Below are 24399 nucleotides of genomic sequence, written 5' to 3' on the forward strand. Positions count from 1 at the left end.
AGACCTCTCCGGGCGGACGGCTGGGGGTTCTCAACTGCTGGAAGGCCGTTCATCGGCCGGTCAGCATCTCCTCCAGCATCGCCGCCGCCACGTCCCGGGGCGGGCCGTAGCCGGGCACCTGATTGATGGAGAAGTTGGCCGAGGTGTTGATCTCGATGACCGTGGCACCCTCCGGAGCGCCCAGATCCGGGACCAGCAGGTCCACCCCAGCGGCCCGCAGGTCCGGGAAGGCGTCCACGGCCCGGACCGCCAGATCCAGCAGCTGGGGATGGATCTGCTCGGTCACGTCTACGGTGACCCCGCCTTGGGAGACGTTCGCCGTCCCGTTGAGGAAGACCACCTCCCCGGGCGCCGGGACGTCGTCGAGGGCGACGCCGCGACGCCCCAGCAGGCCGACGTCCAGGTATGTCGGCCGGGACGACAGGTACGTGTGCACCGTGCGGGCCTGCTCATACTCCTCGGCCAGCGAGGCCACGCTGCGGGTGCCGTCGCCGATCACGTGGGCCGGCACGCGCACGGTGGCTGCCACGGCGCGTCGGCCGACCACGAAGACCCGGGTGTCGACTCCCGCCACCTGCTGCTCCACGATGATCTGCTTGCGGCTGGACTCCCGGCGGGCCAGCTGCCAGGCGGCTCGCAGCTGCTCCTCGGTGCGCACCTCCACGCTGACTCCGCGGCCGGCGTTGCCGTCCACCGGCTTGACGACGACGTCGCCCGCCGACCCTGCCTGCGTCTGGTCGGCCCACCAGGACACCGCGGACTCCAGCCGCTTGGCACCGAAGTGCCGCCCCTGCGGCACCGGCAGACCCGCCCGGGAGAGCAGATCCTTGGTGAGGGCCTTGGACCCGGTGGTGCGCACGGCGGAGTACCCGGCCAGGGTGCTGATCAGCCCCACCGTGCCGCCCACGCAGCGGCCACCGTCGAAGAAGTAGCTGGCCTTCTCCGCGTCCCTGACGGTCAGTCCGCGTCGCACCGCCTCCTGTTTCAGGGCTCGGCGGTGCCCCGGCCAGGAGGGCACCGGGGTGAACTGCAGATGCCGATGTGCCAGCTGTGTGCGCACGAAGTCCAGATTCGCATCGCCGGTCCGCTCGGCGGGCTCCGGCGGTGCAGGGTGCTCTGGGAGGTCGAGGCTCTCTGCCTGGTCAGTCATCGGTCTCCCCTCCGCGCTGCGCGGGCGGCCGCAAGGTCGTCGAAGAACGCCAGCGCCGCCGGATCGGTCCACTCGTGGTCGCCGTAGAAGGAGAGGATCTCCGCGATCGCCTCCGCAGCCTCCAGCCACTCGTCCTCCGGCACGAGCCGGAGCTTCTTCAGGTACCAGTTGACCGTGTAGCCCTCGAACCGCGTGCGGCGGTAGGTCTCCAGCAGGCCGTGCTCCCGGAGCCAGTCCGCCCGCGCCCGGTCCAGCGGCACGTACTTGCGGAAGTACCGCGGAGACACCGAGTTGACCATGGAGCCGGCCACCTCGCTGTAGTAGGCGTTGACCGGCACGTCCACCGTGCGGATCCGACGGGCGCGGTGCATCATCTGCTGGGCCAGGAAGTTGTCCTGTCCGGCCGCGCCCTGGGGCTGCACCGGCTGCAGCCCCTGCAGCCAGGCGGTGCGCACCACGGCGGAATGGATCCGCAGCGAACGGAAGCCCCACAGCTCGTGGGGGTTCTGAGGCAGCACCACGGTGCCGTGACCGTCGAGATGTTCGGCGAAGATCTCCCGGACCTCCGCATGATGGTCCAGCAGCTGGTGCCGGGTGGACCAGCGCGTGAAGTTCCCCACCACGAAGTCCACCTGCGGATGGGCGTCCAGATCGGCCACGAGCTTCGCCAGCCCGTCGGAGACCATCTCGTCGTCGGGATCCAGGAACGCCAGGTGCTCGGTGGCGGCCAGCCGCACTCCCAGGTCACGGGGCCGCGACGCCGAGCCCGAGCCACCGACGGCGAAACGGTACGCCGTCACGTTCGGATGGCGGCGCGCCAGCTCCTCCACGGTCTCCACCGTGGCGCGTCCCCGGGAGCCGTCGTCGATGAGCAGCACATGCATCTGCTCGAAGATCGAGGAGCGGCGCAGCGAGGCGAACGCCTTGTGCCGCAGGTGCTCGCCGTTGTCGAAGACCGGGATCACCACGGTCAGCCGCAGGCCCAGCCGCTCGGCGGTGCGTCGCACCTCGGCGGCGACGGCCTCGACGTCGTCGTCACCGGTTCGGCCCTGGAGGCTGACCCGCTCCTCGGCGGGGCGGTGCCCGAAGCCGTCGCTCGCGTACGCCTGCACGCTGCGGGAGATGTGCTCCAGCCGCTCCGCGGAGAGCAGGCGATCCGGTCCGGGACGCCACCAGGCGCTCAGCGTGAGGTCCTCCACCCCCACCCGGTGACGGTGGGAGCCGGTGTCGGCCCGCAGGATCTCCGCCTCCTCGGCCTCCGAGCCTCCGATCGCCAGCTTGGTGGAGACGCAGTCCCGCTGGTGGGAGAACGTGGCCAGATGGTCTGCTGCATAGGTGGCGCCATAGCGTCGGCACGGGCTGACCGGCAGCAGCATGTCCACCTCGGAGGAGCCCGCCGCAGCGCGCCGGGAGAGCTCCTCCCAGCTCACCAGCTCGACGGCACCGAGCGTCTGACCGGCCAGATCATCGGCCAGGACGTCGGTCGGCTCCTCTGCGACGGCGAGCACACGACGCACGGAAACCTCGCCCGGCGCCTGCGTCGCGGCTCCGGAGGCCCCTGCGACCGCGGCCAGAGCCCACAGCCGGCCGGCGGCGTGATGCTGCAGGAACGCAGTGCGGATGCCGTCCCCCTGCGCCCGGCGCAGCTCGGGAAGCGTCAGCACCTCCAGTGCGGCGGCCACATCCTCGGGAGACTGGGTGATGTGCACATGCGGATGGGTGGAGTTCACCCCCTGGCTGTAGGTGGAGAGCACCATCGTGCCCGCAGCCTCCAGCTCCAGGATCCGGTCGCTGAACATCGTCTGCGAGGCGACCGCCGAGTTCAGAGCGATCCCCAGATCGGCGGCCCGGTGCAGCCGAGCCACCAGGTCGCGGGACCTGGTGGTGGTCAGATACGGGGTGCAGTGCGGCGGCCAGGCCGTCTCCCCGGTGCGGGACGGGTCCTGGGAACGCCGGTCCATCAGGGCCAGCGGACGTCCGGAGTACAGCACACCGTCCAGCAGCCAGGTGGCATACTGCCGACGCTGCGGGAACAGCCGCTCGTGCCAGGTCCCGAAGAACGGGATCAGATCGGTGGCCGCCGGTCGGCTGCCGATCGGCGAATGGTGCAGCGGGTTCACTCCGAGGGTCAGCAGCCCCACCGACTCCGCCCGCGGGCAGTCCTCGGCGTATCGGTCCAGATGCTCCGCCGTAGTGGTCAGCACATGGTCCGCTTCGGCGGCCACGCGCCGCCACTGCGGATAGAAGCGGGGCACCTGCGTGCCCCAGAAGACCACCGGGACGCCCAGTGCCCGCACATGCGGCAGGATCTGCCCCACCAGCAGCTCTCGCTGCAGGGAGGTGGCGTCCTCCAGCTCTGCCCAGCCGCCGTCGGGCCCGGACACCACCGGGGTGATGAGCATCAGATCCGGAACGCCGGACTCCTCCAGCTGGGTGCGCCAGTGGCGCGGAGTCAGCGGGGTCAGCTCGGCCAGCCCGGAGAACGTGCGCAGCAGCGGCTCGTCACAGATGACCGCGACCCGCAGGCCGGTGGGCGGGGCGGCGATGCCGTGCTCGCCGGCCGGCAGCTCCTCCAGCACCGGCGTCAGCTGGTCGATGAGCTCCCCGACGTCCTTGGCGTCCCGAGCGAAGGGGCTCGAAGGGTGCGGAGCTCCCTGACGCAGCAGCGTGCGACGCAGGGACCGCTGCGAACCGCCGCCGGCGACCAGGCCGTCCAGGGCCCGGAGTCCAGCGTCCAGCTCCTCGATCCGGGAGGCGAACTCTCCGGTGGGCGGACGGGTCATCGAACGTTCTCCTCACCGGTCCGCAGTGCGTCATAGAAGGCCAGGATCTCGGGACGGTCGCCGTCATAGCCCCCGTACAGATCCACGATCCAGGCCAGGGTCTGGGCGGCCTCCAACCACTGATCGGCCGGGACCCCTGCCAGCTTCTTCAGATACCAGGTGACCAGATAGTCCTCCAGGCGGGTCCGCCGGTACGCCTCGAGGAGGCCGACCGACCGCAGCCACTCGCACCGGTCCCGTTCCAGCGTCACATACCGGTGGAACAGCCGGGCGCTGACCGTGTTGACCGTGGAGTCGCTGACCTCGCTGTAGTAGGTGTGCACTTTGGTGCGCACTGGTCGGATGCGTCGGGCGTAGTGCAGCATCTGCTGCGAGAAATAGGAGTCCTGGCCCACGCCGCCCACGGGCTGTCGGATGCCCAGGGCCCGCAGCCAGTCGGTGCGGGCGATCATCGCCTGGATGCTGAACGGCATGAACGCGGTGCGGGTCAGCACGTCGTCGTCGCTGAGGAGGTTTCCCTGCTCGTCCTCCTCCATGCCTTTGGCCAGGCTGCTGAGGAACTTCACCGTCTTGACGTTCTTCTGGCGCCGCCGGGTGGGGGTGTTCCGCCACAGCGTCATGTGACCCAGGGCGAAGTCGACCTCCGGGTGATCCACGATCTCCTCGTAGAGCCTGGTGTATCCGGACTCCACGGCCTCGTTGTCGGGATCCAGGTAGGTGACGAACTCGGTGGCGGCCAGCTGGAGGCCCGTGTTCCGTGGGCGGGAGGCGGAACCCGAGCCGCCCCGGGGGTGGTGGAAGGCGGAGACGTTCGGATAGGTGTGCGCCAGGTCCTCCACCGTGTCCGTGGTGGCGGCATCGGTGGAGCCGTCGTCGATCAGCAGCACATGCATGGTGTCGAAGATCGTGGAGCGGCGCAGGGAGGCGAAGCACTTGTGCCGCAGATGGTCCCCGTTGTTGAACACCGGCACCACCACGGTGAGCGTCAGCCCGTACTGCTGGGCCACGGCGCGGAACTCCCGGCGGGCCCCGTCGAGGTCGTCGCCGAGGACCGGGTCCGGTGCGGGACGGCGTGGGGTCAGGATGCGCCGGGCCAACGGTCCGTGCGCGGAGTGGCCCAGCTGGGCGGGGTCGGCGTTGGAGAACACCAGGTCGTCCTGGATGTCCTTCAGCGCCTGGGCCACGCCCGAGAGCTCCCCGGTGTTCGGCGAGATCGTCACCGCCCGGTTCGCCGGGTGATGGTTCAGGTGGTCCACCGCGTAGACCCTCGCCTCGCGCGCCCGGGAGGCCAGAGCGCCGGGGGAGTCGACGCCGTCGACGCTCGGGCGCCACCAGGCCGTCAGCTCCAGTCGCCGGATCCCGCTGTGGTGGCGGTGGGCGTCGTCGTCGGTCTCAGCCGCGGTGCCCTCCAGCTTGGTGGTGATCCCCGCCGACTGGTAGGCGAAGGCCGCCGCATGGTCGGCGGCGTATCGGGGGGTGTAATGCCGATCCGGGGTGACCGGCAGCAGGATGTCGTAGTCGCCGTCGTGCTGGGCCAGGCGGTCCCAGGTGGTCAGCGGGATCTCGGAGTGCGTCTGCTCGGCCATCTCCCGCGCCAGCGCCTCGGTGGGCCGGTCCGTGACCGCCAGGATGCGCTCGCTGTCCTGTGGCGGCGTGACCCCGGCGGCACGGGCGATGGCGGCCAGCCGGTTGATGGCGTGGTCGTCCAGGAACACCTTCCGGATGCCGTCACCCTGGACGCGCCGCAGCTCCTCCAGGGTGATGGAGTTCAGCATCGCGGCGACGTCGTCGGCAGAGTTGGCGATGTGCACCTGCGGGTAGAACGAGTTCACACCCTGGTTGTAGGTGGAGATCACCATCGTCCCGGAGGCCTGCAGCTCCAGGACCCGGTTGGCGAACATCGACTGGGAGGCGACCACCGAGTTCAGATTGACCGCCACATCGGTGACCCGCTGCAGCTCCATGAGATCCTCGCGGGGCTGGGCCGGCGCGATGTAGGGGGCGTAGCCGCGGGGGTAGCTGTAGCGACGGTCGTAGGGGCTGGGCTCGAAGGCGGAGTGCCGGTCGATGATCACCAGCGGGTAGCCGGACTGGATGACGCCGTTGAGTGCCCAGGACCCGTAGGTGGTGCGCTGCGGGTACTTCTCCGGCAGCCAGGACCCGGCGAAGTGGATCAGCTCTCCGGCGGCCGGACGGGAGCCGATGGGGGTGTGCACCAGGGGGTTCACCCCGAACGGCAGCACTCCGATGCTCTGCGCGTCGGGGCAGTCCCGCTCATACTGGGGGACCATCTCCTCGGCGGTGGTGAGGATGTGGTCGGCGGCCTGGGCCAGGGAGAGGAACAGCTCGTAGTTCGGCGGGTCCTCCTTGCCGTAGTAGACCACCGGGACGCCGTGCTCGCGGAAGGTCCGCATGATGACGTCGGTCAGCTGCCGCCGTCGCCAGGAGCCGGGCCGGGCGTTGCCGATCCAGGACTTGCCGTCCACGCCCTTCCATGTGGCCGCGACCAGCAGGAGGTCGGGACGGTTCTCCTGCGTGAGGTGGGCCCGCCAGTCCTTCGGCTTCAGCGGCAGCAGGTCCACCAGGCCGTCCATGGACTGGTAGAAGAAGCTGTCACAGACCACGGCGATGCGCAGCCGACTGTGGGGTCGGGAGATGCCCATCTCCCCGGCAGGCAGCGCCTCCATGGCGGGCCGGATGCTCTCCAGGAGCTCCTCCGCGTTGAGCGCGCCGTGGGTGAACGGGGTGGCGCGCAGAGGGGAGAGCTGGCGGAAGCGGGAGTCTTGGAGCAGATCCTCCAAGGGGGCCGTCGCGGCCGCCGGTTCGGAGCTGAGCGTGTCGAAGAGCTCCAGCCCCTGCTCGAGCTGAGCGATGCGGTACTGGAGGGTGTTCGGCTCCGACGTCATCGGCCGGCGCCTCCGGCGAGGCGCTTGAGACGGTCCTTCACGGGGCGGGGCAGGCGGCGGGCCGCGGCACGGGCCGCGCGCTTGGGGTCGGTGGCGGCCACGGCGACGGCGCGCCGGGCGCTGCGGGTGAACCGGGAGGACAGCTCCGGGGTGTTCCGGCGCAGATACTTCACGTCCCGGGTGAGCTTCTCCACGTCCTTGGAGAGCCGCTCGACCTTCTTGGTGAGCTGGCGGTCGGCCATCTTCTCATCGATGCTGCGGGACAGGTCCTTCAGCACGCCCTCGACCTCCAGGCGGTGGAAGGTGTCCAGCTGCTTATAGGCCCACTGCAGCTCGCGCAGCAGGGCCCGGTGCTGCTCGAGGAGCTGCACCACCAGGGGGTCCAGCTGGTCGCCCGAGGTCGGAGGGGTCAGCTCCGGCACGGGCGTCAGCTCCTGTGTGCGCTCATTCGGGGGTTCCGTGACCGTTCCCGTCATAGCTGCTGGACTCCTCATGGTCGGCCTCTGCGGCGACGGAGCGCATCCTTGCTGCGTCCCGTCCGGGAAGCGTCCGTCCATCCGCATGCGTGATTCTGCGACTGGGGCCGGCCCCTGAGCAGGCCACAGTCGCTCTCAGTCTACAAACCCGCCCGCCGCGCCGGTAGGCGAGGGGCCGGGGCAGGACCGTCGTGATGCCTGCGAGGAGAGTCTAACGCGCGTCGGTGACAGGGCCGGCCCGCCGGAGAGGCCTCACCACCAGGACCGCCCCGCCGTCAGCCCAGCAGCACGGCGTCGGCCCGGGGTCCGCTGCGCGAGGAGAGGAGCAGGCAGGCGAGCAGCGCGAGCTCGGCGGGTCGGCCGGAGACCTCCGCCCGCAACGTGGCCTCCTCGCGGTCGACCTGGGCCGCGTCGCACCGGCAGCCGACGACGGCGGCGCGGTCCTCCAGCCGTTGAGCGGCCTCTTCGGGGGCCGGGACGCCGAGGGCCACCAGCTGCCGGGTCTGTTCGACCTGACCTGCCTCCGTGCCGGCGTCCCTGTCGACGAGTCCGGCACGGTCCAGCTCCTGGCCGACGAGCGTGCGGGCCAGGGACAGCGCATCGCGGTACCCGTCGGCGCTGAACGTGCTCAGCGGCCGCGGCGGCGCGATGTCCTCCACCACCACGGTCTGCTGTGCCCCCAGTGGGGCCTCCGGGTCGCTGACGGCGAGTCGGACCTGGGCCAGTGACACACCGGGGACCTCGGCGAAGGCCCGCAGCGCCATCCCGCGCAGTCCGGGGGAGAGCCGCTCCACGGGGATGACGGTGCCGCCGTCGGGTCCCGGTTCCACCGCGGCCAGCACGGCCCTGTCCGTGGTGAGCAGATCCACGCGTCGGCCGGGTCGGCAGGAGGAGACGATCACGGAGCGTCGTCCCTCCTCGGCCCTCACGCGTGCGGCGGCGGCCAAGGCGGCCGCATCCTCGGCGACGGCGTCGTCCGCGCTGCCGCGCGCCCCGATCGCCACCGGCCAGCCGAGGGTCTCGGCGAACTCGGTCATCAGCTCGACGGCGCCGACGCGGAACCGGCGCCACTGCGGCGTCGGCACCCCGCGGGCCTCCAGCACCGGCCACAGCACCGCACGATCCCGGGTCATCGACCCGCCGCCGAAGGTGGCGCCCACCGACCGCATGTGGGTGAAGGGGACCGAGGGCACATCGGGGCCCGGACGGGTGCCGCGGGGCGACGCGGCCAGAGAGCCCCCGGGCAGCGCTCGGGTGCTCAGCCCGGCCTCCAGCAGGGCGGTGTGGACCAGCCAGGTGTCCTCCTCGTGACCGCGCAGCGCGCCGCGGGCGGCCTCCCCCGGCAGCGGCTCGGCGGTGGAGACCGACGGGGCGCCGTCGGGCAGCACGGCGAAGCCGCTCTCCGCAGGGGTCGGGCAGGGGCGAGACTCGATCGTGCGCACGGTCGAGCGCGCCGACCCCTCATAGGCCAACGACAGGAAGACGCCCACATGCTCGGCCGGGCCCGCGACCACGGCCCGCGCCGTGCGCTCGTCGAGGCGACGATACGTGCCGCGCAGTCCCATCGCACGGGCCTGGTCGGTGAACCACTCGGCGTGCTCGCGTCGCGGCAGCCGTCCGGTGATGGTCATCTCCACGCTGAGGGTGTCGGCCTTCTCAGTCGTCTCGGTCTTCTCGGCCTCCTCGGCCTCCTCGACTTTGTCGCTCTCCGGCGTGCTCAGCCGCAGGCCCGCCGCCGCGGCGGCCCGCGAGACCATCTGCGCGGCGACTGGGAGCGCCGGACCGTAGACGGGGTACTCATGGGAGTCGATGGCCGGCACCGAGTTGATCTCGCAGATCGCGGCCCGCTGCTGGTCCACGGGTCGGGTGATGTCTTCGATGAGGAAGTCCACTCCGGCGGACCCCAGTCCCGGGATCTGGGCAACCGCCCGGCAGGCGGCATCGATCAGGGACGGGTGCATGTCCTGGAGGACCTGCTCATGCTCTCCGCCCTGGTGCGTGTTCGAGCCGTAGGAGTACTCCACCCGGACGCCCGGCTCCAGGACCGTGTCGAGGGCGGCACCCTGCCGGGCCAGCAGCCGCTCCAACGGCTCACCCCGGGGGATGGGTCGCCCGATGAGATGCGGGTTCATCTCGCGCAGGCGCTGGCGGGCGTCGATGAGCTCCTCCACAGTGTGCTCACCATCGCCGACGACGGCGCCGCGTCGGCTGATCAGCGCGGAGACGGCCACCCCCTCCAGCACGATCACCCGGTAGGCCTCGGCCTCGATGTGCTCCTCCACCAGGACCTCCCGGGCCCCGCGGGCCGCATCCACGGCCGCGCGGAATGCCCAGCGCAGCTCTTCGGCATCGCGGATGCCGGTCACCACGCCCCGGCCTTCAGCTCCCTCGACGGGTTTGCAGACCACCGGCCAGCCGATCTGCTCCGCGAAGGCCAACGCGGCCTGCAGTCCGTTCCGGGAGAAGCGCCGGCCCCGCGGGGCGGGCACACCGGCCTGCTCGAGGAGCAGCCGGGTGGACTGCTTGTTCCGCGCCACCGGCGCCGCCGGGTTCGAGTTCAGCACCGAGCCGGTCCGCGAGAACGCCATGCGCCGTCCGGCCGGGTCGGCGGCGGTGAAGGTGAGGGCGCCGCTGCGCAGCGTGGTGAGTCCGTGCCGGAGGCATTCGCGCTCCAGCAGGACGGTGCTCAGCGGCCGCTTCCCGAAGGGGGCCATGTGCGCAGCGATCTCGTAGACATGGGGTTCCGTCACGCCGCCATCATGGGGCCGGATCCTGGGTGGTCGCTGGAGGTCCGCTGACCGTGCGATGCATGCTGCGGCGCGACGTGGCCGCCCGTCCTGATCAGTGGCTGTGAGCCGCCTCTCCACGCGGTGCGGCGGCGACGCGGCGGGCCTCGGCTCTGATATGAATGATGCTGTCGATTCCGGACGAACCATGGAGAGTGGGACAGGTGATGATGATCGGTCGGCGACTGCGCCGGATGCGCCTGCTGCTCGCGGTGTTCGCGGCCACGGCGGTGGTGTCCCTCGGGGGCGTCGTCGCGATCCTGCTGGGCCAGGACACGGTGGGGCTGGTCGTGCTGCTGCTGGCCACTCAGGGGCTCATCGCCGGCTGTGCCGCGGTGATCCACCGGGCCGTCCTGCGCACCAGGACCCGTTCTGACGAGGGACGGGTCGGCGAACCGCGTCCGGAGATCTCCCCGGAGGACGTCATCGCCGGCGTGCGGGAGGAGCTCGAGGCCCACGGGGCCAATGAGCAGCGCCTGGCGCAGCTGCTGCAGCAGCAGGAGGCCGCCCAGGCCCAGATGCGGCGCAGGCTCTTCGACGAGTCCTTCCCCGGCGGCGCCGGTGGGTCCACCGGAGCGACCGACGTCTCGGCCGCCCCGCGGACTCCCGAGCAGGGCTGAGGGCGGCCATGGCTCCAGTCCCGGCCGGCCCCGCGGACACCCCCGACGTCGACGTCGCGATCCTCTCGGACTTCCGCCTCCCCGGCGGCACCACCAGCAGCATCGCCGAGGAGGTCCGAGCCCAGTCAGAGGCGGGGATCAGCACCGCCCTGATCCACGCGGCGGGCTCGATCACCAATTACCCCAATCCGTGGAGCACCCACATCCAGCGCATCCTGGACCTGACGGGGGTGCGGATCGCCTCCGCCCGGGCGAGGCTCCACGCCCGGGTGCTGATCATCAGGCACCCCACCGTCATCTACAGCACCCTCTCCGCCTTCGAGGGGCTCACCGCGGATCATGTGATCATCGTGGTCAACCACGCCGCCGTCGACGCCGCCGACACGTGGCACTATCCGGTCGAGGCCACCGACGCCCGGGTCCGCCGTCTCTTCGGTGTGGAGCCGGTGTGGGCGCCCATCGGGCCGGTGGTGCGCCAGACCGTGCTCGACCAGACCACCCGGGTCCCGCTGCGCGAGACCGACTGGGTCAACATCTTCCGCACCACCGGGGAGGTGCGCCGGCGCGCCGGATTCATCGGCGATCGGCCGGTGATCGGACGGCACTCCCGCCCCCAGCCCGGCAAGTGGCCGGCCACCGGGAAGGACATCCTGCAGGCCTATCCGGACTCCCCGGACTACCAGGTGGAGATCCTCGGCGGTGCCCAGGTGGCTGAGCACAAGCTCGGCTATGTGCCGTCCCGTTGGCATGTCATCGAGTTCGGCGGCGAGGAGCCCACGCACTTTCTGGAGCGCATCGACTTCTGGGTCTACATGCACCACCCTGACCTCAAGGAGGCCTTCGGGCGGGCCGCGATGGAGGCTCTCGCGGCCGGCTGTGTGGCGATCATGCCCCCGTACCTGGAGGAGCTCTTCGGCGACGCCGCCCTCTATGCCTCCCCCCGGGAGGTCCGTGGCCTAGTGGACGAGTACCGCGCGGACCGGGAGAAGTTCCTCGCCCAGTCCGCCCGCGCTCAGGACTTCGCCCTGGCCTTCAGCCCGGAGATGCACATTCGTCGGCTCGAGGAGCTGGGGGTCCAGGCGCCGGGCGTCGCGGCTCCCGCCGATCCCTACGACCTGCCCGCCCGCCCCGGCCCGGCCCTGCTGATCGCCGCCGATGCGGAGACCGACCTCCTCGACGCCGCCCAGGCCCATCTGCACCAGGGGCGCCCCGTGCTCCGGGTGGAGCTGACCGACACGCCCGGCCGACGTGCGACGCACGCCGCCGGCGCGGCGGGCGGCGGGGGAGCCGGCACGTCGGTGCTGCAGCTCAGCACCGCGGCCGGGCTGCAGACCGATGAGCAGACCTGGCAGCGCCACCTGCAGGACGGGCTGCGCCGCCTGCTGCGCGTGCACCGACCCGGTGAGGTCACCGTGGTGGGGGAGCATGTGCCGGACGCGGTGCTGCGGGCTCTGACATGGTCCGACATCCCCGGGATCTGGGTGCGGGGCGTGGGCGGCGACGACGTCGCCCCGGATCCGCGCACCGCCAGTTGCTTCCGCCGGGTGCTGTCGCCCGCTGAGGTGGGCATGTCATCGGCCTCCGCCCTTCCAGCAGCCCGTGATTCCCAGCCCATCGTCACCCCCGGACAGGAGACCCGCTGATGCCGACCTCCGGCCCGTCGAACAGTGCCCCCTCAGCCAGCGCCGAGCAGGGCGCCCCGCGAGATGAGGAGCTCCGCGGCGTCGTGCCGACCGAGTCCTGGTCCGCGAGCCTGGAGTCCTGGGCCCGAGCCCGGCACGGGGAGAAGGTCCTGACCGTGCCCTCCACCATGGACTTCGCTCCGCTGGGGACTCTGCGCCCGCAGACGTTCTACGAGCTGCCCGTGGTGCTGGCGGTGATGACCCGACGCACGGCGTCGCTGCATGCCGCGCTGACCCGGGCGGTGGAGATCATCCGGGAGGCGACGTATGCCTTCCGCGCCGTCGTCGTCACCGACGTGCCCACTGCCGAACCCATCCGCACAGTGGACTGGACGGTGGAGCACCTGCTGGGAGAGGCCGACTGGGCCGCTCTGCAGGAGCAGAACTGGCTGCCCGCCGCCGTCGACCACCTCGAGTGGGCGCGGCGTCAGTACGGGGCCTCGTTGGTGCTCGCGCCCGAGACCCCCGACCAGGTGCTGGCCGAGGTGGCCCGGGTGGGCGCCTTCACCCGTGCTCCGGAGAAGATCCTCGACACCGCTGGGGAGCTGGCCCGCGAGTCGCTGGCGCTGCACGGCGCCGGCGAGACCGCGGGCGAGGATGCGGCAGGGGGTGTGGAGCAGTCCCTGCGCGGCTGGTGGGCCGACGCGCTGCAGGACGGCATCACCCGTCGGGTGCGCCCGGGAGGAGGCTTCTCCGCGGAGGTCTCCGCGCTCGCCGGGCCCGGCGCCGGTGTGCTGGTGGCCGACGGGGAGACGGCCGGGCAGGCGCTCCAGGGCTGGGCCGCGGAGTCCGGATGGACCGTGGCTCGGCTGACCGGCTCCGGCGGCACGAACCCTGCCGATGTGCGCCTGCACCAGGCGCTGGTCCGCGCGGCAGGCGAGGGCCTGCTCCAGGCCGTCCAGGCGGCCGGGCCGGTGCTGCTGATCACCGATCAGGCTGACGCGCAGACCACCGGCACGGACGGCGTCGTGGTGCTCCAGCGCCCCGAAGCGGAAGGGACAGGCTGGACAGCCCGGCTGCAGATGTCCTACGGCGCCTCCACTCGGATCCGAGCCGCCGAGCTGCCCTCGGCGCTGGACCGGCTGCGGCGGATCCACCTGGCCACCACGCTCTGAGCGGCCGCCGGTTCAGTCGCGCCGCTTCGGCACCACGCCGCGCTTCTCGAAGTACCGTCGCACCCGCTCGTCGGCCAGCAGCGGACCGTGGACCTGCAGCACGTTCATCCCGGAGTTCACATTGGCCTCCAGGATGACCGGGCCGGTGGGGCTGATGATGATGTCCCAGCCGATGTACTCCATGAAGCTCAGCCGCCGGGCCCCGTCGAGCACCAGCGCCTTGGTCTCCTCCCAGAACGGGACGACCGCGCCCTCGATCTGCGCCCCCGAGTCCGGATGCACGCTGTGCCACACCGGGGTGTGGTCATCCGGCAGCTGACCCGCCCGGGACAGCGTGCCCGTCTCCAGGTCGATCTTCGCGCTGAGGCCCCCCTGGGTCCAGTTGTCCACATGGTTGGACCGCGAGGTGCCGATGCGCTGGACGGCGACGGCGACGAAGGGCTCCTTGCCCCGCGCCAGGTCCGGCATGGTCAGGACCCGCAGCGTGTTGGTGGACTCCGGGTTCAGCCGCGCCTGGTCAGGGGCCTGAGGGACCGCCGCCTCGAACAGCATGGGCTTGGGACGTGCCTCGATCCAGGACGCCAGTTCGTCGAAGTCACAGTCCCGCCCGTTCATCCGCCAGCCGTCCTCCGTGCGTCGGATCGCGACGACGAACCGGCCCTCGGCGCCGCGCAGCGGCTTCACGAACACCCGCCGACCCACCTCCAGGCGGGTCTGCAGGAACTCGCGCAGCGGGACCTCGTCGTCGTTCGGGAAGACGCTGACCTCGCCGCGCGAGTAGAGGCCCAGCAGGGGCACCACATCGGAGTCCAGGCCCAGCTGGTTCATCAGCAGGAAGAAGGAGAACTTGTTGTCCAGGACCTCCTGCAGGTGCTCATGCACCATGCGCTTGGTGCGCGTGTAGCGCTGCACGTCGGTGACGTAGTCCTGCTGGTCTGCGTTGGGCAGGTCGTAGAGCGTCACGGAGCGGGACAGGAACCCCTGGGCCCACCACTGGGGGCGCCGCATCGTCGGCGAGGTCTCCCAGCGGAACTCCTTGCGGAGGAACTTGCGATAGTCCTGCGCCCAGCGCCGGGACTTGCGCAGCTCCTTGCGCCAGTTGCGGCGCTTCTGGCCGGCGCGTCGCGCGATCTGCCGGGACTTGCGGACCACCTTGCGCGGAAGGGACGGGGCCGGAGGCGCGGGCGATGTCGCCGGGCGGGCCGCACCCTGGCCGGCTGCGCCGTCGGCGGCGCCCTCCGAGGGGTGGGCAGAGGATTCCCGAGCGGATTCCATGGGGTGTGGTCGCCTCCAGGTGAAGGGGTTCTCGAGCGTTAGGATCGTACCAACCCGAGGCCTCGGTCTCGGGAGGACGCACCTGAGACGCCGACGTGAGATGAGGCCCTGTGGCAGAGACGACCCGAGTCTGCGGGATGCTCGGCGCCGGCGACCCGGAGCGCGTGCACCGGATGGCCCGCGCCGCGGGGATCGGCGCCGTCGTCGTCGACCGCCCCGGCCTGCTGCTCATCGGCAGCCAGGGGCTGCGTGCCCGGCCCGCGACGACCGGGGAGGCCTGGATCTTCTCCACCGCCACCCCGGACCCGGCGGCTTTCGGGCTCTCCGGCGGCTGGGAACATGCCGCCCGCGACGGAGACGTCGCCGGGGTGGCCCGCACGCCCGAGGGCAGCTCCGTGCTGCACGCCTCGCTCTCCGGGGTGCAGCCGCTCTACGTGGAACAGACCCGAGACGCCGTCTACTTCGCCACCCGACTGGACCTCCTCGTGGACACCGCCTCGGGCCCGCTGACTCCGGACTGGAACGGGTGGGCCCAGATCATCGGCATCGGCGCCCCGCTGGCCGGGCGCACCACCGTCTCCGGCATCCGCCGCCTGGGGCCCATGGAACACCTCGACGTCGCCCCCGGGGGCTCCCCGCGCAGCGGCCGCGCCGCCTGGCCCTGGGAACAGATCACGCCGGAGCCCGGGCTGACGCCCGAGGAGCTCACCGGTGACGTCGTGGACGCGCTGCGTGACCAGGTCGGCCAGCACGCCGCGGGCGGCCCCCTGCAGCCCATGCTCTCCGGCGGGCGCGACTCCCGCATGCTCACCGGTCTGGCCCGCGAGGCCGCCGTCGCCGCCGGGACGGCCCCGGCGGCGCTGACCGCCTGGACCACCAGCTCCGACACCGGCACCACCCTGGAGGAGCTCACCGCGGCCCGCATCGCAGCCGACCTGGGCATCCGTCAGCGGATCGTCTCCGGCCGGCACGACGGATTCAGCCAGGACTTCCTGGACTACGCCGAGCTCACCGGCCACCAGGCCTCATTCCACGTGTGGCTGATGCCCGTGGCCCGTGAGCTGGCCGCCCAGGCCGGAACTGTGCTGGACGGACTCGGCGGCGGAGTGTTCCTGGGCGGTGGATTCCCCGACGACCCCCAGGCGCTCGCCGACGGTGCCGGGCCGCAGCGGCTCCTCGAGACCCGGTTCGGCCGCCTGGCGCGCTACCTCCAGGTGGCCGAGGAACTGCTGGCTCCGGGGGCGGCGGACCGGCTGGCCGCCGCGGGCCGAGAGGACTACACGCGCATCGCCGAGCCGTTGGCGGACCATCCGCAGGGGGCCACGCTCACCGCCTACCTGACCCGCACCCTGCCCGGGATCAGCATGGCACCTGCCGCGGTGCTCGGCGGCAGCCGGCCGACGGCGGTGCCGATCATGGCGCACCAGGTGGTCTCCCAGGCGCTGCGGCTGACCCACGAGTCCAAGCGGGAGGGCCGCTGGTATCCGGACCTGCTGCGCCGGGTGCGCCCCTCCTTCGGGGAGATCCCCACCGCTGCGGATCTGACCACGGTGCGTCAGCATGTGCGCCGTGGAGCGGCTCTGGACGCCGCCGTCTGGTACCGGGAGCTGATCCTGGGCTCCCCGGCCGCCGTCCTGCTGGGGGAGAAGCTGCGCGACGGCGACGCCGAGCTGTGGCGTCGCCAGCTCGCCCGCACTCGGGCTCAGCACCTGATCCGCGGACTCGCCCTGCTGGCCCTGTGGCTGCGCCGGTATGAGGACCGGCTGACCGAGACCGACCCGACCCCGCTGCTGCGCGGCTGAGGAGGAGCCATGACCCCTGAAGTCGATCTGGCGGCACCGCTGATGCTGGACCCGCGCCATCTTGACTCCGAGACGCTCGACCCACACCTCGTCGACGACCTCGTCCGGGCCGAGCAGCAGGGGGTGCCGTCCGTCCTCTGGGTCACCCGGGCGGAGGACCTGTCCGTGCCGGTGGCCGCTGTGGTCACGCACGTCGCCGTGCCGACGTCGACCGAGGCCGCCCTGCAGCAGGAGGTCCGCGGGCGCGTCGGCCCGGAGCGGATGCTTCTGGCCCCAACCCTCGAGGCGGCGGGTGAGGCGGTGCGCGCCCAGCGGGAGCAGGAGCGGGCCCGTCGGGAGGCCGAGCGCGCCCGGGTGGCCGCGGATGGGGGCCCGCTGCTCCGGCGTGTGGTCCGGCGTCTCGTCCGCCGGGTGCGTGGCCGGCTGCGGTCAGCGCCGGGCTCAGCATCACCGGGCTCAGCATCACCGGGCTCGGGGCGCTGACCAGGCGGTGGATGACCGACCCCGCGCGGTGCCCAGGCCGGGACATCTGCCGGTGGTAGCATCGCTGCGGTCTGATCACTGCCCGCGACGGCCGATCCGACGCGCCGCCGACCCCGGCGGAACAGCACCAGGAGACCGATGGATGAGAGCGCCGCTGAGACGATGACCCACTCTGACGCCGACACGGCGGGACACCCCGCCCCCGACGACGGCACCGCCCGCATCACACTGGCCCGGGCGATGAGCTACCGCGTCCCGCGTCGTCGGTCCTCAGGACGTCCGACCAACATCATCATCGCCCTGGGCGCCGTCACCGCCGACGGCACGGAGGTCCGCGGGCACGGGGAAGGGCAGCCGCGCGGCGGTCGGACCGGCGACGACGCCGGCGACGCCTGGACCTTCGCCCGCGCGGCGGTCGAGTCCCTGCAGGGGACTCATCTGCCGGTGACCACGACCGCTGACTCCGTGGGCTTCGTCCGCCAGACGATGGCCCGGCTGCGAGTGCTGGCCGTCGATCACGGCCGTGCGGGGCACCCGCGGCCCTTCCGCGGCACCCTGCTCGGCCTCGAGGTGGCCCTGCTGGACCTGGCCGCCCGTGTCCATGACATGCCCCTGGCGGACCTGCTGGGCCGCCGTCGTGACGCGGCCCCGCTGGCTCCCAGCACCGTCTCGCCGCGGGCCGACCTGCAGCGTGTGGTCGACCGGCTCGACGTGCAGCGCGAGCGGTACGACCACACCCGGGTGACGGTGCCTGCCGACGTCGACGCCGCCCTGTCCTTCCTGGACGTGGTCTCGGCCGCCAACAGACAGCACACGGGACAGGACCTCGAACGGCCCCTGTGGATCACCGTGGCGGGTACGCTGAGCCGCGAGGGCGCCCATCGGGTGGTGGGTCGCATCGCTCGGGAGATGGCCCAGGGACGTCTGCCCGGCCAGGTGGTGCTCGGCCAGCCGGTGCCCGGTGATCAGGGCGATGAGCTGGCGTCTCTGCAGCGGCGGGCGGACCGGATCACCCGCCGCGCCCGCGGGGGGCAGGTGGACCTGCGCATCATGGGGGACTCCTCCGTGTGGGACGCCGGCGACGTCGTCGACGCCGGCCGCCGGGGCGGGCTCCGTGCGGTCACCATCCGTCCCGCCCAGGCCGGAGGTCTGCTGGAGAGCATGGATCTGGCCGACGCGGCCCTGCGCGTCCACCCGGAGGCGACCATCGCACTGACCCGCATGGTGGGCGCGAGCCGACTGACCACCTCCGCGCTGCGCCACCTGGCGCTGGCGCTGCCGCGCGTCGACGCGGCGCGCCTGGCCGCTGTAGTGGAGAGACAGGTGGAGATCACCACGCGCGTGCTCGATCCTGAGGAGGCCGCCCGTCTCGCCGCCGAGGAGGCCGCGGCAGACGCCGCGGACACTCCCGCAGCCGAGGCTGCGGCGGAGGACGCCCTGGGACGGCCTGGTCGGCCGGACGGTCCGGTCGAGCAGGAGGCGGACTTCGGCTGGGAGGGCGCCGAGGAGCCCACCGATGACGACGCCCTGGCGGAGGGCGCCGACGGCGACGGGCTCGAGGCCGGCCTCGACCTCATGAGGGCCGTTGAGGACGCTGAGGACGCAGAGGCAGACGATGGCGACGCTGACGATGCTCAGGGCGATTCCGCCAGTGACGATGCCGACGGCGATGCTGACGACGAAACCGATGCGGATGACCCCGACGCTGTCTTCCAGGCGGCCCGCCGAGCGGCCCGTGTCGGCGACGACGAGGACGAGGCCGAGGAGGAGGGCGTCCTCGACGCCGACGATGAGGATGACGAGGCCGAGCACGAGGCCGAGTACGACTCCGACGAGGTCCTGCACCAGGTGGTGGTCCCCGAGGTGCCCGGACTGGGCATCGACCTCTGCTACGAGAACCTGGTGGGCGCCGTCGTCCAGTACGCCACCTACCCCACGCCGCCCGCCCCCACTCTGGAGGGGCGTCCCGCCCGCACCTACGACGACGTGGACTACATCCGGCCCATGGGCTCCTACGCCGTGCACGGGCACATCGTGGAGCGCGAGGCCCTGGCCTACGGACTCAACACCCGGCGGTTCAACAAGTCCACCTTCCAGGCCGACGACGGCGTCCGCCCGCCGCTGTCCTTCCGCACCGCTCGGTGGCCCCTGTCCAGCGTCGTGGCGGCCTCCATCGTCCGGCACAAGGAGTCCACGCGGATCCTGCTGGACCGCAGCGGATGTCCGGTGCCGCGTGGGCGCACCTTCAGCAACGGGGACGCCGGGAGTGCTCTGCAGTTCGCCGAGCGGATCGGCTACCCCGTGGTGCTCAAGCCTGCGGCCGGCTCCATGGGTGTGGGTGTGACCGCGAACATCGAAGGACCCGAGGAGCTGCGCTCCGCGCTGGAGCGGATGCGGCAGTCGGTGATGGGCTCCGGTGACTTCATCGTGGAGAAGCATGTCCACGGACGCGACTACCGGATCATGGTGCTCGGGGAGGAGGTCGTGGCCGCCGTCGAACGGGTCCCCGCCTCCGTGGTGGGGGATGGCACTTCCACGTTGATCGAGCTGATCCTGGCCAAGAACGCCGCCCGGAAGCAGAACTCGCACCTGGCCACCCTGAAGCTGAAGTGGAACGCGACCACCCGCCACGAGATCGCCAAGGCCGGCTATGACGCCTCCAGCGTGATCCCGGCCGGCGAACGGGTCTTCCTGAACAGCGCCAACAACCTCACCCAGGGTGGGGACTCCATCGAGATCCTCGACGACCTGCACCCCAGCATCATCGAGGCGTCCATCAAGGCTGTGAAGGCCGTGCCGGGACTGGCCTATTGCGGTGTGGACTTCCTGCTGGAGGACCACACGCGTCCCCTGCACGAGCAGGAGGGCGCGATCTGTGAGCTCAACGCGGTGGCGGCCCTGCCGGTGGCGGAGTACCCGATGTTCGGCACGCCGCGGCGCGTGTCGAGCCAGTTCCTGAGCCGCGCCGCCGGCGAATTCGGACTGGAGACCCTCCCGGAGCGCGCCGAACGGCTCAGTGTGCGCATCCGCGCCCGTGGACGCGTGGTCGGCGTCGGCTACCGCGGCTGGTTCGCCCGCCGCGCCACTGAGTATGGTTGCACCGGGTGGATCCGCCATCATTCCGACCGTTCGGTCGAGGCGGTCGTGTCCGGGCCGACGGACGCCGTCGCGGCCCTGGCCACCGCCGCGGTGCTGGGCCCGCGGCGCGCCCGGCCGACCTCCGTGACCACCGTCCACGTGCCGGACCCCGGCGTGGAGGGGTTCGAGGTGCGGCAGCGCCACGGCCGGGGACGGTCGGCGCCCCGCAGCCTGCGCACTCGGGCGCTGCGTGCGCTGCGCCATCCGAGGCGTGCGGCTCGCGTGCTGCGCGATCCCGCCCGCATCGCCTCCGCCGTGAAGCGACGCAGCGTCCGCCTGATCCGGAAGGGGAGCCGATGACCACCTCACCTCATGACCCGGCGGCCGCCGATCGGCCCGTCATGCCGTCGGCCGCCGACTGCCCGGCCGAGCTGATCGACGGGTGGCTCGTCCACACCGCTGCCCTGCAGGCCGGACGCGGGACGCTGCTCTTCCCGGGCCAGGCCCTGCTGCTCACCCACGAGGGCGGGGCACTGGACGGGGGCTCCTTCGCCCACGGCGTGCCGCAGCAGACGCAGCTCTCCACCGCGACCCTCATCCAGGATCGGCGGGTTCGGCGGGCGATGTTGGAGCAGCACCGGATCCGTGTCCCCGAGGGTGCGACCTTCACGATCGGCCGCGGCACGCGAGCCGCTCTGGACTTCGCCGAGCGACGCGGCTTCCCCGTGGTGCTCAAGCCGATGGTCGGAGACAACACCGTCGAGACCCGGACCGGCATCGCCGGCACCGAGGAGCTGCTGGAGGGCATCCGCGACCTGCGAGTGGCTCCGCAGCTGCGCCCGGACTACACCACGGCCTCCTACGCCTTCACCGCGATCCACACCCCGCGGGAGGAGGACCAGAGCCGCACCCGGAAGAATTACCGGTACCTGGTCGAAGAGCAGGTCCCGGGGCACTTCCTGCGCTTCCTGCTCATCGACGGGCAGGTCGTCTCCGCCTTCAGCTCGCCCCACGGCGCGTGGGGGCTCGACGAGGGCCAGGAGCTGCGCGACGCTGTCCATCCCACGCTGCTCGCCCATGCGGAGGAGGTGGCCGCCGTCTTCCCGGGCCTGGCCGTCGTCGCCGTCGACACGGTGCTCAGCCGGGGTGCCGAGGTGGCGCGAGAGGATCAGGACGTCACCGTCGTGGACGTCTCCGAGCGGCCGTGGCTGGCCATGCAGGCCTCCCGGGACCCCGAGGAGGCGCTGCTGCTGGCTCGCCGCATCCTGGAGAGCACCGTGGCCCGGACGGAGGACGGGACGCTGCCGCAGCCCCAGGCCGAGGTCGCTCTCGACGTGCGGTGGGAGGGCGTCTCCGTCATGGATGCCTTCCTTGAGCATGTCCACGAGGCCGCGATCGCTGCGGGACTGCGCGGCCACGCCGTCGCGGAGGACGTCGTCGGCGGCATCGCCGCGGGGCACCTGGAGGGCCCGGCCGCCGCCGTCGCCCTGTTCAACGAGCTCGCCGTGGCCGGGAACCTCACCGGTGAGCACCTCATGGCTGTGGACTCCCGGCCCGCGGAGAGGACCGGGACGTCGGGGTTCGCTGTGCAGGACGCCCCCGGCGGCACACCTGCCTGACCAGCCGGACCGCTAGAGTGATGCCGTCCGCTCCGGACGCCTCTGAGAACGAAGGACACCCGTGACACCTGACTCGAACCACCGGACCCAGTCGACATCGGCCCAGGCCGCTCCCGCCGCCGCACCCACGCCTGAGCGTCCTGTGGTGATTGTGGGGCAGGGGTATGTGGGGTTGCCGTTGGCTCAGGCGGCGGTGGCTGCGGGTGTTTCGGTGGTGGGGTTTGATGTTTCGGAGTCGTTGGTGGCTCAGCTGAATGCGGGGGTCTCGCATGTGGATGATCTCAGTGATGCTGACGTCGCGGTGATGGTGGGTCAGGGGTTCCGTGCCAGTACGGATCCGGCCGATCTGGCCGCTGCGTCGGTGGTGGTGATCTGTGTGCCGACTCCGCTCAGTGAGGAGGGTGGTCCGGATCTGCGGGCGGTGGAGGCGTCGGCGGGCACGATTGCGGAGCATCTGAGTCCGGGGACCACGGTGATTCTGGAGTCGACGACGTATCCGGGCACCACTGATGGTGTGGTGCTGCCGATTCTTGAGTCTTCGGGTCTGGTGCATGGTCGGGACTTTCTGCTGGCTTATTCCCCGGAGCGGGTGGATCCTGGGTCGACTCGGTTTGGGATCGTCAATACGCCGAAGTTGGTGGGTGGGTTGACTGCTGAGGCGACTCAGGCGGCGGTGGCGTTCTATTCGCGGTTTGTGGCTGAGGTGGTGCCGATGTCGGGTACTAAGGAGGCGGAGACGGCGAAGTTGTTGGAGAACACGTATCGGCATGTGAATATCGCTCTGGTCAATGAGATGGCGCGGTTCTGTCATGATCTGGGGATTGATATCTGGGAGGTGATCCGGGGGGCGGCGACGAAGCCGTTCGGGTTCCAGAAGTTCACTCCGGGTCCTGGGGTCGGGGGGCATTGCATTCCGATCGATCCGAATTATCTGAGTTTTCAGGTGCGGAAGACTCTGGGGTATCAGTTCCGGTTTGTGGAGTTGGCGCAGGAGATCAATAATTCGATGCCGCAGTATGTGGTGTCGCGGGTGGGGGATGCGCTCAATGAGGTGGGTAAGCCGCTGAATGGGTCGCGGGTTCTGTTGTTGGGGGTGACGTATAAGCCGGATATTGCGGATCAGCGGGAGTCTCCGGCGGTGCCGGTGGCGAAGGTGCTCAGGGAGAAGAGGGCCGATGTCTGGTTCCATGACCCTTATGTGGAGTCTTGGCATGTGGGTGGTGGGGTGTGGCAGCGGGTTGCTGATCTGGATGAGGCGTTGGTGGAGGCGGATGTTGTGGTGGTGCTGCAGCCGCATGGTGTTTATGATCTGGGGGCGATTGGGCGGGTTGTTCGGCGGGCTGGGGGGTTGGTCTTCGATACTCGGGGGGCGACGTCCTGTGATGACATCGAACGGCTCTGAGCCGACGCCGGCGACGCGTCGGCCGAGACGAAGGGACACACTATGACGCACCCGCGCCGCCGCGTGCTGCTGCTCAGCGACGACGACGTCGTCACCGGCACCCTGCGCCGGCTCGCCCGCATCGGGGAGCACCTGACGGCGGAGGCCGACGTCGTCATGGCCACCCTCGCCGGCCAGGCGGCCGCCGGGCCGCAGGCGCCGAGCTTCCCGCTGCAGCGGATCGGCTCCCACCACAGCCTCAACGCTGATCGCGAGGTCTGGGAGCGTGACTACCTGCTGCCCCGACTGGATCGGCTGATGGGTGGTTTCGCCCCCGATGTGCTGGTGGTCGACGGTGACTTCCCCGCCCGGGTGCTGGACCGTCTCGACCGCGCCCACCCGGCGGTCCAGCTGCATGTGACCTCGGCGGCGGAGACTGCTCCCGTGGGCAGGCCGCGGGCCCGCAGCGCAGGCGCGATGGTGCAGCTCGGAGAGATCACCGAGGACGACGGTGAGTCGGCCGATGCCACGGCCCCGCTGCTCGACGCGGCCGCCCTGGGTGCCACCGGAGGAGCCCTCACCGAGGACGGCGGGGGTGGTGGCGCCAGGCGGCCCTGTGTGGTGCTGGACCTGCCCGGGCTCAGCCCCGACACCACGGCCGCCGTGGAGGACCTCGCCCTGGAGTTCTTCGCGTCCCGCCGCCCGGAGTGGACGGTGGCGCTGTTGGACACCACTGTGGCACGTCAGCCGAGCCCCGGCGTCGAGAGCATCTCCGGTGGGGCCACCGCAGAGCTGGTCTCCCGCACGGTAGGCGCCCTCGCCGTGCCGGGACACCGAGCCGTGCACACCTGGACGCCCGCCAGGATCCCGACCCTCTGGCTGACCGAGGGGCCCGGGGGTGAGAGGCCCATCCGCGGGGCGGCGCAGCGCTCCCGCCGCCGTCTGCGCCCTGACCAGCAGGACGCGATGCGCGGCCGCGCGGCCCGGTGCGCCGAGGCGGGGTGGGGGCATCACGCGGAGCTCGACGGCCCGCAGGACATGGACGCCCTGCGCTCCCGACTCACCGAGGCGCTGGAGCTCATGGACGGGCGCGGCTGGGTTCCGTCCGGCCCATCCCGGCTGCCTGAGGACGGTGCCGAGCAGGCAGCCCAGGCGATCCTGACGGCGGCGTCCACCTCGGCTGCGGCCTGAGGCTCCCGACAGACTCTTCGCAGTCTCCTAGCAGTCTCCTGGCGACGGGCGG

The 24399-nt window shown here is 71.6% G+C and carries 15 protein-coding genes; 9 read left to right on the forward strand and 6 right to left on the reverse strand.

Features of this window, described 5'->3' with window-relative positions:
* Nucleotides 1-49 precede the first annotated feature (49 nt).
* The 5 genes from Q7C18_RS15290 to Q7C18_RS15310 all read right to left on the reverse strand — a co-directional run bounded on the left by Q7C18_RS15290 (nt 50) and on the right by Q7C18_RS15310 (nt 10065).
* Complete coding sequence (locus Q7C18_RS15290) at nt 50-1150, reverse strand: ATP-grasp domain-containing protein (RefSeq protein WP_311026106.1); 1101 nt, start codon at nt 1148-1150, stop codon at nt 50-52.
* Nucleotides 1147-3933: a glycosyltransferase family A protein gene (locus Q7C18_RS15295; protein ID WP_311026107.1), complete on the reverse strand. Its 2787-nt coding sequence runs from the start codon at nt 3931-3933 to the stop codon at nt 1147-1149. Before Q7C18_RS15295 ends, Q7C18_RS15290 begins: the two co-directional genes overlap by 4 nt.
* A complete protein-coding gene (locus Q7C18_RS15300; RefSeq protein WP_311026108.1) occupies nt 3930-6839 on the reverse strand; it encodes a glycosyltransferase in 2910 nt (969 codons plus the stop codon). The genes Q7C18_RS15295 and Q7C18_RS15300 overlap by 4 nt, the downstream gene beginning before the upstream one ends.
* Nucleotides 6836-7261 carry a hypothetical protein gene (locus Q7C18_RS15305; RefSeq protein ID WP_311026109.1) on the reverse strand — a complete coding sequence of 142 codons (426 nt, stop codon included), beginning with the start codon at nt 7259-7261 and terminating at the stop codon, nt 6836-6838. The genes Q7C18_RS15300 and Q7C18_RS15305 overlap by 4 nt, the downstream gene beginning before the upstream one ends.
* Before the next feature lie 329 nt (nt 7262-7590).
* Nucleotides 7591-10065 carry an acylphosphatase gene (locus tag Q7C18_RS15310; protein ID WP_311026110.1) on the reverse strand — a complete coding sequence of 825 codons (2475 nt, stop codon included), beginning with the start codon at nt 10063-10065 and terminating at the stop codon, nt 7591-7593.
* A 200-nt stretch (nt 10066-10265) separates the two neighbouring features.
* Here Q7C18_RS15310 and Q7C18_RS15315 point away from each other — a divergent pair, with 200 nt between their 5' ends.
* From Q7C18_RS15315 to Q7C18_RS15325, 3 genes are read left to right on the forward strand one after another with little or no spacing between them, the layout of a single operon-like run.
* Nucleotides 10266-10721 (forward strand): hypothetical protein, encoded by a 456-nt coding sequence (locus tag Q7C18_RS15315; protein ID WP_311026111.1) that lies wholly within the window; start codon nt 10266-10268, stop codon nt 10719-10721.
* A gap of 8 nt (nt 10722-10729) precedes the next feature.
* Complete coding sequence (locus Q7C18_RS15320) at nt 10730-12364, forward strand: hypothetical protein (protein WP_311026112.1); 1635 nt, start codon at nt 10730-10732, stop codon at nt 12362-12364.
* Nucleotides 12364-13518, forward strand: coding sequence for a hypothetical protein (locus Q7C18_RS15325; RefSeq protein ID WP_311026113.1), 1155 nt, complete (start codon nt 12364-12366; stop codon nt 13516-13518). The genes Q7C18_RS15320 and Q7C18_RS15325 overlap by 1 nt, the downstream gene beginning before the upstream one ends.
* Before the next feature lie 12 nt (nt 13519-13530).
* Here Q7C18_RS15325 and Q7C18_RS15330 read toward each other — a convergent pair whose 3' ends face one another.
* Entirely contained in the window at nt 13531-14793 is a 1263-nt protein-coding gene (locus Q7C18_RS15330) for a sugar-transfer associated ATP-grasp domain-containing protein (RefSeq protein WP_311026114.1), read from the reverse strand.
* Between the two features lie 110 nt (nt 14794-14903).
* On the opposite strand from Q7C18_RS15330, the gene Q7C18_RS15335 reads away from it, so the two are divergent.
* The 6 genes from Q7C18_RS15335 (at nt 14904) to Q7C18_RS15360 (ending at nt 24347) form a co-directional block, all read left to right on the forward strand.
* Nucleotides 14904-16595, forward strand: coding sequence for an asparagine synthase-related protein (locus Q7C18_RS15335; RefSeq protein WP_311026115.1), 1692 nt, complete (start codon nt 14904-14906; stop codon nt 16593-16595).
* 9 nt (nt 16596-16604) lie between these two features.
* Nucleotides 16605-17078 carry a hypothetical protein gene (locus Q7C18_RS15340; RefSeq protein WP_311026116.1) on the forward strand — a complete coding sequence of 158 codons (474 nt, stop codon included), beginning with the start codon at nt 16605-16607 and terminating at the stop codon, nt 17076-17078.
* 138 nt (nt 17079-17216) lie between these two features.
* Nucleotides 17217-20516 carry an acylphosphatase gene (locus tag Q7C18_RS15345; RefSeq protein WP_311026117.1) on the forward strand — a complete coding sequence of 1100 codons (3300 nt, stop codon included), beginning with the start codon at nt 17217-17219 and terminating at the stop codon, nt 20514-20516.
* Nucleotides 20513-21775 (forward strand): hypothetical protein, encoded by a 1263-nt coding sequence (locus Q7C18_RS15350; protein WP_311026118.1) that lies wholly within the window; start codon nt 20513-20515, stop codon nt 21773-21775. Before Q7C18_RS15345 ends, Q7C18_RS15350 begins: the two co-directional genes overlap by 4 nt.
* Nucleotides 21776-21920: 145 nt before the next feature.
* A complete protein-coding gene (locus Q7C18_RS15355; RefSeq protein WP_311026124.1) occupies nt 21921-23177 on the forward strand; it encodes a nucleotide sugar dehydrogenase in 1257 nt (418 codons plus the stop codon).
* 42 nt (nt 23178-23219) lie between these two features.
* Nucleotides 23220-24347, forward strand: coding sequence for a hypothetical protein (locus Q7C18_RS15360; RefSeq protein WP_311026119.1), 1128 nt, complete (start codon nt 23220-23222; stop codon nt 24345-24347).
* Nucleotides 24348-24399 lie beyond the last annotated feature (52 nt).

Origin of the sequence: Nesterenkonia sp. CL21 (genome assembly GCF_031705515.1) — a bacterium.
In the GTDB taxonomy this organism is placed as follows: Bacteria; Actinomycetota; Actinomycetes; order Actinomycetales; family Micrococcaceae; genus Nesterenkonia; species Nesterenkonia aethiopica.